General features: G+C 63.6%; 13 protein-coding genes. All 13 read right to left on the bottom strand.

Annotated features, from left to right (window positions below; all coding sequences use genetic code 11):
- Nucleotide 1 precedes the first annotated feature (1 nt).
- Nucleotides 2-1,894 carry a potassium transporter Kup gene (locus AWB76_RS29905; protein WP_061163721.1) on the bottom strand — a complete coding sequence of 631 codons (1,893 nt, stop codon included), beginning with the start codon at nucleotides 1,892-1,894 and terminating at the stop codon, nucleotides 2-4.
- A gap of 263 nt (nucleotides 1,895-2,157) precedes the next feature.
- A complete protein-coding gene (locus AWB76_RS29910) occupies nucleotides 2,158-2,718 on the bottom strand; it encodes a phosphoribosyltransferase (protein WP_061163722.1) in 561 nt (186 codons plus the stop codon).
- 100 nt (nucleotides 2,719-2,818) lie between these two features.
- Entirely contained in the window at nucleotides 2,819-4,165 is a 1,347-nt protein-coding gene (locus AWB76_RS29915) for an adenylosuccinate synthase (protein WP_061163723.1), read from the bottom strand.
- 155 nt (nucleotides 4,166-4,320) lie between these two features.
- On the bottom strand, nucleotides 4,321-5,472 hold the full coding sequence (locus tag AWB76_RS29920) for an ATP phosphoribosyltransferase regulatory subunit (RefSeq protein WP_061163724.1): 1,152 nt from the start codon (nucleotides 5,470-5,472) through the stop codon (nucleotides 4,321-4,323).
- A 123-nt stretch (nucleotides 5,473-5,595) separates the two neighbouring features.
- Nucleotides 5,596-5,787, bottom strand: coding sequence for a DUF2065 domain-containing protein (locus AWB76_RS29925; RefSeq protein ID WP_061163725.1), 192 nt, complete (start codon nucleotides 5,785-5,787; stop codon nucleotides 5,596-5,598).
- A 57-nt stretch (nucleotides 5,788-5,844) separates the two neighbouring features.
- Nucleotides 5,845-6,747: a protease modulator HflC gene (gene hflC, locus AWB76_RS29930; RefSeq protein WP_061163726.1), complete on the bottom strand. Its 903-nt coding sequence runs from the start codon at nucleotides 6,745-6,747 to the stop codon at nucleotides 5,845-5,847.
- An 11-nt stretch (nucleotides 6,748-6,758) separates the two neighbouring features.
- Complete coding sequence (gene hflK, locus AWB76_RS29935) at nucleotides 6,759-8,135, bottom strand: FtsH protease activity modulator HflK (RefSeq protein WP_061163781.1); 1,377 nt, start codon at nucleotides 8,133-8,135, stop codon at nucleotides 6,759-6,761.
- Nucleotides 8,136-8,195: 60 nt separating this feature from the next.
- Nucleotides 8,196-9,464, bottom strand: a complete 1,269-nt coding sequence (hflX, locus tag AWB76_RS29940; protein WP_061163727.1) for a GTPase HflX — start codon at nucleotides 9,462-9,464, stop codon at nucleotides 8,196-8,198.
- A gap of 86 nt (nucleotides 9,465-9,550) precedes the next feature.
- Complete coding sequence (hfq, locus tag AWB76_RS29945; protein ID WP_008349383.1) at nucleotides 9,551-9,787, bottom strand: RNA chaperone Hfq; 237 nt, start codon at nucleotides 9,785-9,787, stop codon at nucleotides 9,551-9,553.
- 160 nt (nucleotides 9,788-9,947) lie between these two features.
- Nucleotides 9,948-11,288, bottom strand: a complete 1,341-nt coding sequence (gene der / locus AWB76_RS29950) for a ribosome biogenesis GTPase Der (RefSeq protein ID WP_061163728.1) — start codon at nucleotides 11,286-11,288, stop codon at nucleotides 9,948-9,950.
- Between the two features lie 391 nt (nucleotides 11,289-11,679).
- Nucleotides 11,680-12,825 (bottom strand): outer membrane protein assembly factor BamB, encoded by a 1,146-nt coding sequence (gene bamB / locus AWB76_RS29955; protein ID WP_061163782.1) that lies wholly within the window; start codon nucleotides 12,823-12,825, stop codon nucleotides 11,680-11,682.
- A gap of 131 nt (nucleotides 12,826-12,956) precedes the next feature.
- Nucleotides 12,957-13,586 carry a tetratricopeptide repeat protein gene (locus AWB76_RS29960; RefSeq protein WP_061163729.1) on the bottom strand — a complete coding sequence of 210 codons (630 nt, stop codon included), beginning with the start codon at nucleotides 13,584-13,586 and terminating at the stop codon, nucleotides 12,957-12,959.
- Between the two features lie 101 nt (nucleotides 13,587-13,687).
- Nucleotides 13,688-15,037: a histidine--tRNA ligase gene (gene hisS, locus AWB76_RS29965; protein WP_061163730.1), complete on the bottom strand. Its 1,350-nt coding sequence runs from the start codon at nucleotides 15,035-15,037 to the stop codon at nucleotides 13,688-13,690.
- Between the last annotated feature and the right edge of the window lie 5 nt (nucleotides 15,038-15,042).

Below are 15,042 nucleotides of genomic sequence, written 5' to 3' on the forward strand. Positions count from 1 at the left end.
GTCAGATCTCGATCTTCGTGCCGAGTTCGACGACGCGATTCGCGGGAATACTGAAGAAATCCGTCGGCTTGGCCGCGTTCTGGTGCATCCACGCGAACACGCGCTCGCGCCAGACCGACATGCCCGGCAGCTCCGTCGGCACGACGGTTTCGCGCGCCATGAAAAACGACGTGTCCATCAGCTCGAAGGTCATTGCATGCGTACGCGTGATCTGTTCGAGCACGGCCTTCACGTCCGGCGTCTCGTTGAAGCCGTACGCCGCCTTCACGAGGAACAGCCCGCCGCCGATATCCTTCACTTCCAGACGATGGGCGTCATCGACATAAGGAATGTCGCGCGTCGTGAAGTTCATGAAAATGGTGCGCTCGTGCAGCACCTTGTTGTGCTTCAGGTTGTGCAAGAGGCTCACGGGCACGAGCGAGTCGCTGCCGGTGAGATAGATCGCCGTGCCCGACACGCGATGCGGGGGATGCGCGAGCAGCCCTTGCAGGAACGGCATCAGCGGAATGCCGTCCGCGGCCGTGCGATCCTTCACGATCATGCGGCCCTTGTACCAGGTCATCAGCAGGAAGAAGAGCGCCCCGCCGATACACAGCGGCAGCCAGCCGCCCTGCTCGATCTTGAGCAGGCTCGCGCCGAAGAAGCCGACGTCGATCACGAGGAACACCGTGATCATCCCGCCGACGAGCCAGCGGTTCCAGCCCCACAGGTTCACCATCACGACCGAAACGAGAATGGTGGTCGTCAACATGGTCGCGGTGACGGCGAGACCGTACGCAGCCGCGAGATTCTCGGAGCTTTTGAAGCCGACCACGATGCACAGGATGATGAACAGCAGCATCCAGTTGACGAGCGGAATATAGATCTGGCCGATCGCCAGTTCCGACGTATGCAGGATCTTCATGCGCGGCACGTAGCCGAGCTGGATCGCCTGGCTCGTCAGCGAATAGGCGCCGGAAATGACCGCCTGCGATGCGATCACGGTCGCGACCGTCGACAGGATCACGAGCGGCAGCAAGGCCCAATCGGGCGCGAGCAGGAAGAACGGGCTTTCGATGGCTTTCGGGTCGTGCATCAGCAGCGCGCCCTGCCCGAAATAGTTGAGCAGCAGCGACGGCATCACGAGGCCGTACCAGCCGTAGCGGATCGGCTTTGCGCCGAAGTGGCCCATGTCCGCGTACAGCGCCTCGGCGCCGGTCAGCACGAGCACGACCGACCCGAGCACGATATACGCCTGCAGCACATGCTGCGCCATGAAGGAAGCCGCGTAGTACGGATTGAGCGCGGCGATGATGCGCGGCTCGATCACGATATGCGCGCCGCCCATCACCGCGAGCGTCACGAACCAGACGACCATGATCGGGCCGAAGAGCTTGCCGACCACCGCCGTGCCATGCCGCTGAATCCAGAAGAGCAGGATCAGAATGACGATGGTAATGGGCAGCACATAAGGCGAGAGCTTGGGCGCGGCGATTTCCAGACCTTCGACGGCGGAAATGACCGACATCGCCGGTGTGATGACCGCATCGCCATAGAACATGCATGCGCCGAAGATACCGAGCATCATCAGCACGCCGGAGACCTTGCCCGCTTCCTTCACGCTGCGCAGCGCGAGCGTGGTCATGGCGAACACGCCGCCTTCGCCGTTGTTGTCGGCGCGCATGACGAAGAGCACGTACTTGACGGCGACGACCATGACGATCGCCCAGAAGAGCAAGGAGATCACGCCGAGAATCGACGCTTCGGACAAGGCGATCCCGTGAGACGGGCTGAAGGCTTCCTTCAGTGAGTAGAGTGGACTCGTGCCGATGTCGCCGAAAACGACGCCGATGGCCGCAAGCGCAAGCGAGGGCAAGGGTTGTTTATGCTCGTGCGCGTGAGTCGTGTTAGTCATAAAAGCGAGATATCCGTCCAGAGCGGAAAGAAACGAACGCCATTCTATCTAACGTCGCACGCGAAAACGTCCCCTCGCGTGTTGCTCGAGCGCCACGAGAGACGCGAATGAGAGTGTAGCATCGTGCCCCGCACGCGTCGGCAGGCGCGCTCATGGCGATTTTCCGCGCGCCGCCTTCGCTTCGGTCAAAGAAAAACGCCGTTGTACCCGGCATGGCGCCCGGCGCAACGGCGTTGTCATCCGAAACAATCAGACGTCGCGATTCATCCGCGGCCGTTTTGCGTGCCGCGCTTGATCCATGCGCCGAGGTTGTGCGGACGGACCGTGTCCCATTCTTCGAATGGCTGATGAATCCACGGATTCGTTTCAAGATGCTGAACGTGGTAGTCGGGCTTGACCTTGGAGCACGCCTTGTACCAGAGCACCGCCGAGCGCACCGCGGTGATCGCCGGATAACGCTCCTTCAGATGCTCCTGCACGCGCGCGAGCGTGACGCCCGAATCGACCAGATCGTCGACGAGCAGCACGTTGCCGGACAGATCGCCGCGCGTCATCGTGATGTATTGCGCGATGTCGAGATCGCCCTGCTCCGTGCCCGCCGCTTCGCGATACGAGCTCGTCGCGAGAATGGCGAGCGGCAGATCGTAGATGCGCGAAAGCTGATCGCCCACGCGCAGGCCGCCGCGCGCGAGGCATAGGATCTGGTCGAACTTCCAGCCCGATTCGTGCACCTTCAGGGCGAGCAGTTCGATCAGCCGGTGATATTCATCCCAGCCGACCCAGAGGTTCTTTTCGTCGTTGCGCGGGTCCGTCATCGCGATCATGGTGAGGCTCTTTCAAATGCTTAGGTTATATACGAAATGTGGCCGCTGATGCGGCCACATTCTTTACAGCGTCCGGTCCGGGTCGAAGCGCTTACGGCGCTCAGACCTTGAACGGATGGCGAAGCAGGATGGTTTCGTCACGGTCCGGACCGGTCGACACCATGTCGATCGGCACGCCCGCCACGTCCTGCACGCGCGTCAGATAGGCGCGCGCGTTTTCCGGCAGGCCGTCCCATTGCGTGATGCCGATGGTGCTTTCCTTCCAGCCGCCGAAGGTTTCATACACCGGCTCGCAGCGCGCGACTTCCGATGCGCCGCGCGGCAGGATGTCGACCGGCTTGCCGTCGAGCGTGTAGCCCGTGCAGAGCTTCACTTCGTCGAGGCCGTCGAGCACGTCGAGCTTCGTGATGCACAGGCCCGAAATGCCGTTGATCTGGATCGAGCGGCGCAGCGCGGCGGCATCGAGCCAGCCGGTGCGGCGCGGGCGGCCCGTGACCGAACCGAATTCCTTGCCGACGGTCGCGAGGTTCAGGCCGACCTGATCCTGACGCTGCGGATTGTCGGCGTCGTACAGCTCGCTCGGGAACGGACCCGAGCCGACGCGCGTGCAATACGCCTTGGTGATGCCGAGAATGTAGTTCAGACGCTGCGGCCCGATGCCCGCGCCCGCCGTCGCCGCGCCCGCGACGCAATTGCTCGACGTGACGTACGGATACGTGCCGTGATCGATATCGAGCAGTGTGCCTTGCGCGCCTTCGAACAGCAGGTTGCTGCCGCCGTGGTTCGCATCGTAGAGGCGGCGGGAGACGTCCGTGACCATGGGCGCGAGACGGTCGGCGTAGCCGAGCATCGTGTCGAGCGTTTCCTGGAAGTCGACGGCCTTCGCGCCGAGATACTGCGTGAGCACGAAGTTATGGAAGTCGAGCGCCTCGCGCAGACGTTCTTCGAACACGGCGCGGTCGAAGAGGTCCTGCACGCGCAGGCCGCGACGGGCCACTTTGTCTTCGTACGCCGGGCCGATGCCGCGTCCGGTCGTGCCGATTTTGCCGGCACCGCGTTTGGCTTCGCGCGCCTGATCGATGGCGACGTGGTACGGGAGAACGAGCGTGGCGGCTTCGGAGATGAAGAGGCGCTTCTGGACGTCGACGCCGGCTGCTTCCAGCTCGTCGATTTCCTTGAACAGCGCTTCCGGCGACAACACGACGCCATTGCCGATGTAACAGGCCGTGCCCGCGCGCATGATGCCCGACGGAATGAGGCGCAGAATGGTCTTCTTGCCGCCGATGATGAGCGTATGACCGGCGTTGTGACCGCCCTGGAAGCGCACGACGCCCTGGGCGTGGTCCGTCAGCCAGTCGACGATCTTGCCTTTGCCCTCATCACCCCACTGGGTGCCCACCACGACGACGTTGCGCCCCGGGTTCACATTCACTGCACTGGCAGACATGTTGATTCGTTAGCTGGTTAAAAACGTATTTTACCTATGTTCGCGCGAGGTTCCGAGTTTTTCGGGCCGCGTTTCGCGATTTCGTCACGCTCGCGCGATTGGAATCGGCTAAAGAAAATCCCTTGCCGATCAAGCGACTGTATTCATCAGCCGCTTCAGGAACGCGTTTCTACCGTCCACGTGCCGTCGCGCTCGACGAGCACGCGGTCGAACGCGAATTCGTCCAGATCGTGCTCGTGGCCGGGCAGCGCCTGGATCACCACTTCGCCCGCGTCGCGCAGCGCGAGAATCGCCGCGCGCAGCGGTTCGTCGTGCTTCCACGGCGCGAGGATCGCGCTGCCGCGCGCGTCCATCGGCGAAATGCGCGCGACTTCGCGCAGATCGAGCGAGAAACCCGTCGCGGGACGGGCGCGGCCGTAGGCAAGACCGACGTCGTCGTACCGGCCGCCGCGGGCGACCGCGTTCGGCACGCCGTCGACATAGGCCGAGAACATCACGCCGCTGTGATACGCGTAGCCGCGCAGATCCGCGAGATCGATCATCACCTCCGCGCCTTCGACCTTGCCCGCGAGGAACGCGAGATCGTCGAGCGCGCGCGCGATCACCGGCAGATTCGGCAGACGGCCACGCGCGATCTGCAGCACCGATGCATCGCCGTACAGCGACGGCAGCGCGCGCAGCGCCTCGCGCGGCACCTGGCCAAGATGCGCAGTCAGTTCGTGCAGACGCGGCACGTCCTTGCTCGCGAGCGCGTCGTAGAGCGCTTCGCCGAGCGACGCCGCCGCCGGCTCCAGTTCCAGCAGCGCCGCGAGCACGCCCGCGTGGCACAAGTCGAGACGCACTTTCTTCAGACCTGCGAGATGCAGCGAATCGAGCATCAGTTGCTGGATTTCGAGGTCCGCTTCCAGCCCGGCGTGACCGTAGATTTCCGCGCCGATCTGAATCTGCTCGCGCGTCGCGTGCAGCCCGCGCGGACGCGTATGCAGCACGACGCCCGCGTAGCACAAGCGCGTCACGCCCTGACGGTTCAGCAAGTGCGCGTCGATGCGCGACACCTGCGGCGTGATGTCCGCGCGCAGGCCGAGCGTGCGGCCGGACAATTGATCGACGAGCTTGAAGGTGCGCAGATTCAGGTCGCTGCCGCCGCTCGTGAGCAGCGACTCGAGATACTCGAGCATCGGCGGCATGACGAGCTCGTAGCCGTACGAACGGAAACGGTCGAGCAGGCATCGGCGCAACTCTTCGATCTTGCGGGCTTCCGACGGCAAGACGTCGGCAATATTCTCGGGAAGTAACCAGGTGGACATCGATACGTTTCCTACGGGACGCGAGGCTCGGCGAGGTTCGCGCGGCGCTCGCGGACTTGAGCGGTCAGGGACGAAAGGATAAGGACAAGATAGGCGAAATGGCGGCGCGCTGCCGGGCGCGGCTCACGTTGCGATCAGGAGCAGGATCAGGCCGAGCACCATCGCGACCAGCCCGCCGATGCGGATGTGGTGAATCGGCCGCTCCGCGATGCGGCGAAAGGTATCGCGCCACGCGGTCGGAAAAACGAAGGGAAACATACCTTCGATGATCAGCATCAACGCAAGAGCGAGCAGTAACGTCTCGGCCATGTCCAAGGGAATTCTTATATGCCGCGCGGCCAGTCTCTGCCGGCCGCGTGGCGCGCACGGGAATCAGCGCTTCGCCGTGGCCGGCGCCGACGTGTCCGTCGCGCCGCCGGTCGGGCTCTTCATGAAGCGAAAGAAATCGCTGCTCGGGTCGACGACGATCACGTCGCCCGGCTTGAACGTCTTCTTATACGCTTCGAGGCTCTGATAGAACTGGTAGAACTGCGGATCGCGTCCGTACGCATCGGCCGCTATGGCCGCCGCCTTGCTGTCTCCTTCGCCCTTGATCGACTGCGCCTGGCTGTAGGCGTCCGCGAGGATGGCCTGCTGCGTGCGTTCCGCGTCGGCCTTGATCTTGTCCGCTTCCGCCGTGCCCTTCGCGCGCTCGTTCGCCGCCGCCTGCTGGCGCGCCGCGATCATGCGCTTGTAGACCGAATCGGCCACCGCCGACGGAAAGTCGATGCGCGTCATCTGCAGATCGACCAGTTGCACGCCGAACGCCGCCGCCGCGCCTTCGACACTCTTCTGCGCGTCGGTTTCGATCGCCTGCTGAGCGCCGAGCGCATCGGTCAGCGAACGCTTCGCGAAGCTGCTCGCGAGCGCGGTGCGGGTGAGCGCGGTGATGCGCTCCTCGGCCGTCTGCGTGTTCTTTTCGTTGCTTTCGAAGAGCTTCAGGGGATCGGCGACACGGTACTTGACCACCGTGTTGACCAGCACTTCGTTCTTGTCCGACGTCGAGAAACGGTCGGCGCCGGATTCGTCGATGGTGAGCGTGCGCGTGTCGATGAGCGTAAGCGTCTGGAACGGCGGCGGCAGCTTGAAGTGCAAACCGGGGCCTTCGAGACGCGGACTGCCTTCGCCATGAGCGGCGACGACGGCGGCATGTCTTTCGTCGACGGTGAAGATCATCGACGATCCGATGAACAGCACGATCACGACTGCGACGATGAGCGCAAAAATTCGATTCATGTTCGCGCTCCTTATTGCAGGTCGTCTTGACGACTGCGGGAGCGGAATGCGTCGCGCGAGCGCAGCGGATCGCCGCCGGCATTCGCGCTCGCGCCGCTGGCGGCACTTGCCGCGCTGGCGGGCGCAGCCGCTGCGGGCGCCGACGCGCTCACCGCGCCCTGCGCACGCGCCTGAGGCGCTTCCGTGGCGGCAGGCGCGCTCGCCGCGTCCGCCGATTCCTTCGCCTGCTGCCGATTGGCTTCGACGAGCTTGTCGAGCGGCAGATACACCACGTTATTGCCGGCCTTGCTGTCGACGAACACTTTCGTCGTGCGCGAGTAGATCTGCTGCATCGTGTCCAGGTACATGCGTTGGCGGATGACCGCGGGCGCCTTCGCGTATTCTGCGTAGACCTCCTTGAAGCGCTCGGCGTCGCCCTGCGCCTGCGTGACCTGGCGATTGCTGTATGCCCTCGCCTCGTCGATCAGCTTGCCAGCATCGGCCTTCGCGCGCGGCAGAAGTTGATCCGCATAGGCTTGCGCGGTATCGCGGGCGCGCTCGTTGTCCTGACGCACGCGCGCCGCTTCCTCGAACGCCGACTGCACCTGTTGCGGGACCTGCACGCTCTGCACCGCGACGCCCGTCACCTGCAGACCGGTGCGGTAGGTGTCGAGCGAACGCTGGATGGTTTCCATCAACCGCGAGCGCAGCGCTTCGCGATCCTTGTAGAGCATGTCGTCCGTCGAGAGGCCGCCCGCGATCTCGCGGATCGCCGACTGCGCGGCCTGCGTGACGCTGTCGTCGGCATTGATGCTGCGGAACAGGAAATCCGTGGGCGACTTGATCTGGTACTGAACGGCGAAGCGCACGTCGACGATATCCGCGTCGTTGGTCAGAACCGACGCGTCGCGCACATTGCCCTGCGAGAGCGCCGTGCCGCGCCCGACTTCGACGGAGCGGATTTGCGACGTATCGACGATTTCGCTCGACTGAAACGGATACGGCAGCCGCCAGTGAATGCCTTGCGGGACCGTCTGACGATATTGCCCGAACTGCGAGACCACGCCGACATGGCCGTCCTGCACGACGAACACGCCGCTGCCGAGATAGATGGCGATCAGCACGCCGATGACGATGCCAAGCCCGATCTTCGTGCCGCGGCCATTCTCGCGCGACCCGCCGTTGCCAGGCTTCCTGCCGAACACGCCCGCGATGCGGCGGTTGAATTCGCGCCACATCTCGTCGAGATCGGGCGGACCTTCGTCCTTGCCGTTCGGGCGCTTGCCGTCCTGCGGACGCTTCGTGTCGTTCTTCACGCCATTGCCGTCGCCCCGCCCCCAGCGCGGATCGTTGATCGAAAAGACGGCATGTTCAGCTTGCCGGTTAGTCCGCTCTTTGTAGTCGTTCACTCGGTGATTCACCATTAGACAGCCGGGGTCGACGCTGGGTCGATTCGATTCCGAAGCCACTCAATGTCCGTGCTCGGGAACCTCGTGATCGTCACGCTCAACGGACTGCCGGCGGTCATCCGGCTGCGCGTTCGTGCCCTGTGTGGCGTTTGACCCGGACTGCGTGGATTGCGTTTCTTCGGACGCCTCGTGCGGCTCGGGAAATTCGGCGAGCACGCTGGGTAGGCCCGCATCGGTTTCTTCGGATTCCGCCGTGGCAATTTCGGCGATGGCAGCGCGCAGCGCATCGAGCCCCTGACCCGTGCGTGCACTCAAGAAAACGCGCGAAATATTACCATACTCGTCCCTTTCAACCGCCTCGCCACGGGCCGCGAGCTCAGGCACCGCATCGATCTTGTTGAACACGAGGATCTGCCGGATATTGTCCGCGCCGATGCCGCGCAACACCTCGTTCACCTGATCGATCTGATCGAGGCGCACCGCGCTCGATGCATCGACGACATGCAGCAGCACGTCCGCGTGAATGGTTTCTTCGAGCGTGGCGCGGAAGGCGGCGACGAGCTGGTGCGGCAATTCGCGGATGAACCCCACCGTATCCGACACGACGACATGCCCCGCTTCCTCGCCGAGGAACACGCGGCGCGACGTGGTATCCAGCGTGGCGAAAAGCTGGTTGGCCGCGTACGCCTGCGCCTTCGTGAGCGCGTTGAACAACGTGGACTTGCCCGCGTTCGTATAGCCGACGAGCGACACCGACATCGTGCGGTTACGCACGCGCTGGCGGCGCTGCGTGCCGTGCTGACGACGCAGCTTTTCGAGCCGCGACTTGAGCGCCTTGATGCGCTCGCCGATCAGCCGGCGGTCGGTTTCGAGCTGCGTTTCGCCGGGGCCGCGCAGGCCGATACCGCCCTTCTGACGTTCGAGGTGAGTCCACGCGCGAATGAGTCGCGTCGACAGATATTGCAGTTGCGCGAGCTCGACCTGCAGCTTGCCTTCGTGACTGCGGGCGCGCTGCGCGAAGATATCGAGAATGAGGCTCGTGCGGTCGACCACGCGGCGATTCAGCGCGACTTCGAGATTGCGCTGCTGCGCGGGCGCGAGGGCGTGATTGAAGATGACGAGTTCGACGTCGTTCGCTTCGCACTGCAGACGCAGTTCCTCGACCTTGCCGCTGCCGATGAACATCTTGGCATCGGGACTCTGACGGCGGCCGGTGAGCGTGACGGCGGGATGGGCGCCCGCACTTTGTGCGAGCAGGCTGAGTTCTTCCAGACTGGCTTCGAAATCGATCTTTCCGAAGTCGATGCCGACAAGCGCTGCGTTGATCAAATTAATGTATTCGGATATTTGAAGCGACCGGCGAGTTGCTTAATGTTCGCTTTTGAATGGACAATTCGCGCCGGCCGCGACGAGGTTTAGGACGGTTCAGCGTCCGGGTGGAAATTCACCGGGCGGGCCGGCACGACCGTCGAAATGGCGTGCTTGTAGACCATTTGGGTAACCGTATTTCGGAGCAACACGACGTACTGGTCGAAAGATTCGATGTTGCCTTGAAGCTTGATGCCGTTGACCAAATAGATGGAGACCGGCACATGCTCTTTACGCAGTGCGTTCAAAAACGGGTCTTGTAACAATTGCCCTTTGTTGCTCATAGCAAACTCCGTATTTTTTTGCAGGTTGGAAGTATTGTGGACGAAGAAAAAGAGATCCGCCGACAATCGCTACACTATAGCTGATTTTCGCTGTTCCACGTTTTCGGCGCCGGGTCGGCCAAATGGCCGACAGCACCGAAACGTAAGGCTCGCGCGGTTCTCAGTCCTTGTCCGCGTAAGGGTTGTGACTCGACCGGAACTCTATGCGAAGTGGAGTGCCGGCGAGTCCAAAAGTTTCGCGAAAACGTCCTTCCAGATAACGCTTGTACGTCTCCGTGATCGCGTCGAGCGCATTGCCGTGTACGACGATGATCGGCGGATTTTGCCCGCCCTGGTGCGCATAACGCAGCTTCGGACGCACCGGGCCGCGACGACGCGGCTGCTGAAATTCCACCGCCTCGATGAGCGCGCGCGTGAGCTTCGGCGTCGGCAGTTTGGCCATCGCGGCAGCGTAGGCGTCGTCGACCGATTTCATCAACGCGCCGATGCCCGTCTTCTCCAGCGCGGAAACGTAGTGGAATTTAGCAAAGTCCAAAAACTTGAGCTTGCGCGTCAGGTCCGCTTTCGTGCGCTCACGCACATGCGAATCCAGACCGTCCCACTTGTTCACGCCCACCACGAGCGCGCGGCCTTGCTCGACCACGAACCCAGCGATGTGCGCGTCCTGCTCGGAGATGTCCTGCTGCGCATCGAGCAGGAGGATGACGACGTTCGCGTCCGCGATCGACTGCAGCGTCTTCACGACCGAAAACTTCTCGATCGCTTCGAACACCTTGCCGCGCCGGCGCAGGCCGGCCGTGTCGATCAACGTGTATTTGCGGCCTTGGCGCTCGAAATCAACATAGATCGAGTCGCGCGTGGTGCCCGGCATGTCGAACGCGATCACGCGCTCTTCGCCGATCAGCGTGTTCACGAGCGTCGACTTGCCGACGTTCGGACGCCCGACGATCGCGATCTTGACGCCGTGCTGCGCCTTCTCTTCGTCCGTCTCTTCCGGCTGATCCTTGTACGCGATGTCGAGCGCGTCGTTGATCATCTCCACGACGCCGTCGCCGTGCGCCGCCGAGATCGCGCGCGGATCGCCGAGACCGAGCTCGTAGAAGTCCGCAGCGACCGCCGAGTACTTCATGCCCTCGGCCTTGTTCACGACGAGAAAGAGCGGCCGGCCGGTCTTGCGCAGGTAATCGGCGATCGACTTGTCCTGCGGCGCGAGCCCGTTGCGGCCATCGACGATGAACACGACGATATCGGCCTCTTCCACGGCCTGCCGCGTCTGCCGCGCCATTTCGTGCAGGATGCCGTCCTTCGCGACCGGCTCGAAGCCGCCCGTGTCCACGACGAGATACGGCCGTTCGCCGCCCACGCGGCCTTCGCCGTAGTGGCGGTCGCGGGTCAGACCGGGCAAGTCGGCGACGAGCGCGTCGCGCGAGCGCGTCAGCCGGTTGAAAAGAGTCGATTTCCCAACATTGGGGCGCCCGACGAGGGCAATCACGGGTTTCATCTGATTTTGTTCAAGGTTGAACGCAAGGCGAACGCGGAACGGGCGGTACAAACGTCTCGTTGCGTTCCGCTACGCCGCGCAATGGCTGCGCTTGTCGAAAATTATCATGGATTCGGCCTGCCGCACGCGAGGCGCGCCGGCTCGTCGAATCGTCGGCGGTCGTTCGCCGGTCTTGCCTCGGCCGAGGCTCGTCTTGCGTGGCGCCATCGCGCGACGCGCTTCATTCGTGCCACCCTGCTTTTGCATGCGGGTTTTATCGCGATGCGCGCGCGGCGCAACGCTTCTTTCTCGTGCGGCCCGTCGTGGCGAGCCTGCCGCGCCGTCGGACATCGACGATGCGCTTGACGCCCTGGACCGCGAGAGCGTCTCCCGCTCGCGGCCCCGGTTTCGATCAGTTGCTCGGGCGGAAACCGTAGATATCGCCGTCGTTCGTCTGCACGACGAGCGTATTGCCCGCCAGCACAGGCGCCGCGGTGATCGCGCTGCCGTCGGTCGGCGCGCGGCCGACCACCTGGCCGTTTTCCGTGTTCAGGAAGTGCACGAAGCCCTTGTAGTCGCCCACGATGACCGCGCGGCCGAGAATGAACGGCACGCTGACATCGCGGTTCTTCAGCACGTCCGTCTTCCAGATCTGCGAGCCGTCCGACGCGCGGAACGCGTTGACCACCGACCAGTCGTCGCCGGCCGCGACGATCTGCTCGTCCTGCGCGAGACCACTGTTGCTCGAGAAGTTCTTTTCCCAAACCGGGCGGCCCGAGTTGGCATCGAAGCAGCCGATGCGGCCCTGGAACGTCACGGCGCAGGTCTGCGCGCCGACGAGCCCCGGCGCGCCGGTCACGTCGTTGATGCGCTCGACTTCCGTCACGCCCTTCGGATACGACACCGGCGCCTGCCAGTAGGCGTCGCCCGTCTGCAGGTTGATCGCCGCGAACGTGCCGCCCGGGAAGCCCGCGAGCACCGCCTGATTGCCGGCGAACGTCATGCCCGCCGCGACACGCAGATTCAGCGGCACGGCGCGCAACTGGAAGACCCACTTCTGCTCGCCGGTCTGCGCGTTGAACGCGATGACCTTGCCGTCGATCGTGCGCACGATCACGAGATCGTTGCCGACGAGCGGCGGCGAGACGATTTCGCCCGGCGCGGTGGCCGTCCACAGCAGCTTGCCGTCGGGGCCGAGCACGTCGACCTGACCCTTCAGGCCGCCCACGGCCGTCAGATTGCCGTCGCTGCCGACGCCCGCCGACAGATCGTCCTTGAGCTTAACGCGCCAAACGTCCTGACCGGTCTTCGCGTCGATCTTGGCAACCGAGCCGTTCGCGCCCGCGGCGTAGACGTAATCGCCCACCGCGACCGGCGAGAACAGATAGCGGCCGGCCTTGCCGACGCTCGCCTTCCACGCCTGGTTGACGTTCAACACCGGCTTGAAGTCCGCGAGCGGTACCGGCACGCGGCGTTCATCCTTGGTCGACGAGCAAGCGGTCAACAAGACGGTCATCGCGCAAGCGAGCGGCACTGCATAGCGTTTCAAAAAAGTCATCGATGGACGCAACATGAAAAGGTGAATGGGGTTGATCGACGCTGCCCGCCGCGTCGCTTCATCGCGACGCTGTGGCGGGCGGCTGATTGACTGATGGCTGGATCGACGGATACCGATTGAATCGATGCGGATCAGCCGCCGAGTGCGTCGAGCTTGAACTGAATCAGTTGGCGCGCGGACGTGTCGTTCTCGGGCAGCGCCCCGAGCGCGACCTTGTAGGCCGCGCGCGCGTCATCGCGCTTGCCCTGCGCGGCGAGCAGGTCGCCCCGGCGGTCGGCGATCACGCCCTTGAACGCTTCGAGCGGTTGCTCCGCCAGCAGCTTCAGGCCTGCGTCGTAATTCTTTTCGTCGAGCAGCACGAGCGCGAGACGCAGCTTCGCGATCTGCTTGTACTCGTCGTCCTTCGCGTGGTCGATGGCCCACTGCAACTGCGCCTTCGCGCCCGCCGTGTTGCCCGCCATGTAAAGCGACTTCGCGGCCGCGAGCGCCGTCATCTGCGCGTAACCCGTGCTGCCGAACTTGTCTTCCATGTCGGCCGCGACGCGCGTGACCAGCGCCTGATCGTTACCGTCGACGGCCTGCTGCAGATGGTCGTAGAGCACCGACGCTTCGGCTGCCTGACGGCGCTGCCAGAAATTCCATCCGTTGTACCCGGCGCCAATGACGAGCGCCACGAGCACAATCCAGGTCGTGGTGTTACCCCATTTGGCCCACCAGGCCTTTACGCTTTCGAGTGATTCTTGTTCGTCGTGATAGCTCATCGTCCAGCTAATCCTTCCTGCGTTTCAATTCCCTCAACGAGTGCCGCGCGCGATGCCGGATCGTCCCGATCCACACCGGCGCGCAGCCATGCGCCTGAATCTCAGGCACCCTCGTCATCGGCGGTTGCAACCATCGCATTGATTAGGTATTCGGTCAAGTCTTCCGCCGGAACGTTCACCTGCTCGTTCTTTTGCCCGCCGGACGTTTCGTCGACCGAACGGCGCAGCGATTTGACGCCGATCATACCTTGCGCGAGTTCGTCCTCTCCAAGCACCACGGCGAATGCCGCGCCGCTCGCATCGGCCTTTTTCATCTGCGACTTGAAGCTCGCGGACGCGCCGTCCGGGCTGCAATGCAGGATGACGTCGAGGCCCGTGTCGCGCAGCCGCTCCGCGACGATGAACGCCTGCTCCGCCGCCTTCTCGCCCTGATGCACGACATACACGTCCGTGCCTTCGGCTTCCGGCACGAGTTGCTCTTCCTTCAGCAGTTCGAGAATACGTTCGACGCCCATCGCCCAGCCGCAGGCGGCCGTCGGCTTGCCGCCGAGCTGCTCGATGAGCGGATCGTAGCGGCCGCCGCCCGCGACCGTGCCCTGCGCGCCGAGCTTGTCGGTGACCCACTCGAACACGGTGAGGTTGTAGTAGTCGAGACCGCGCACGAGACGCGGATTGATCGTGAACGGAATGTTGTTCGCCTTGAGCAGCCGCTGCACGCCTTCGAAATGCTTGCGCGACTCATCCCCGAGAAAATCGACGAGCTTCGGCGCGTTCTGCGCGATCTCCTGCATCGCCGGATTCTTCGTGTCGAGCACGCGCAGCGGATTCGTATAGAGACGGCGCTTCGCTTCCTCATCGAGCGAATCGGCGTGCTGCTCCAGATACGCGATCAGTTCCTTGCGATGCGCCGCGCGCTCTTCCGCCTGGCCGAGCGAGTTCAGCTCGAGGCGAATGCCGGTGAGTCCGAGGTCGTCCCACAGACGCTGGCACATCATGATGATTTCGGCGTCGGTATCCGGTCCCGCGAAGCCGAGCGCTTCCACGCCGACCTGATGGAACTGGCGATAACGCCCGCGCTGCGGACGCTCGTGACGGAACATCGGGCCGACGTACCACAGGCGCTTCGGGCCGTCGTACAGAAGATTGTGCTCGATGGTCGCGCGCACGACCGCCGCCGTGTTCTCCGGGCGCATGGTCAGATGCTCGCCGTTGAGCGCATCCGTGAAGCTGTACATCTCCTTCTCGACGATGTCGGTCACTTCACCGATACCGCGCGTGAACAACTGCGTATGCTCGACGATCGGCGTGCGGATGTTCTGATAGCCGTATGCGCGCAGCATCGACTTGACGGTGGTTTCGAAGAAATCCCACAACGCGGCATCCTGCGGGAGGATGTCGTTCATGCCCTTCACGCCGCTCAGTTTCTCGAGCCGTTTCTTCTGTTCAGTCATCTGTC

Origin of the sequence: Caballeronia temeraria (assembly GCF_001544795.2) — a bacterium.
In the GTDB taxonomy this organism is placed as follows: domain Bacteria; phylum Pseudomonadota; class Gammaproteobacteria; order Burkholderiales; family Burkholderiaceae; genus Caballeronia; species Caballeronia temeraria.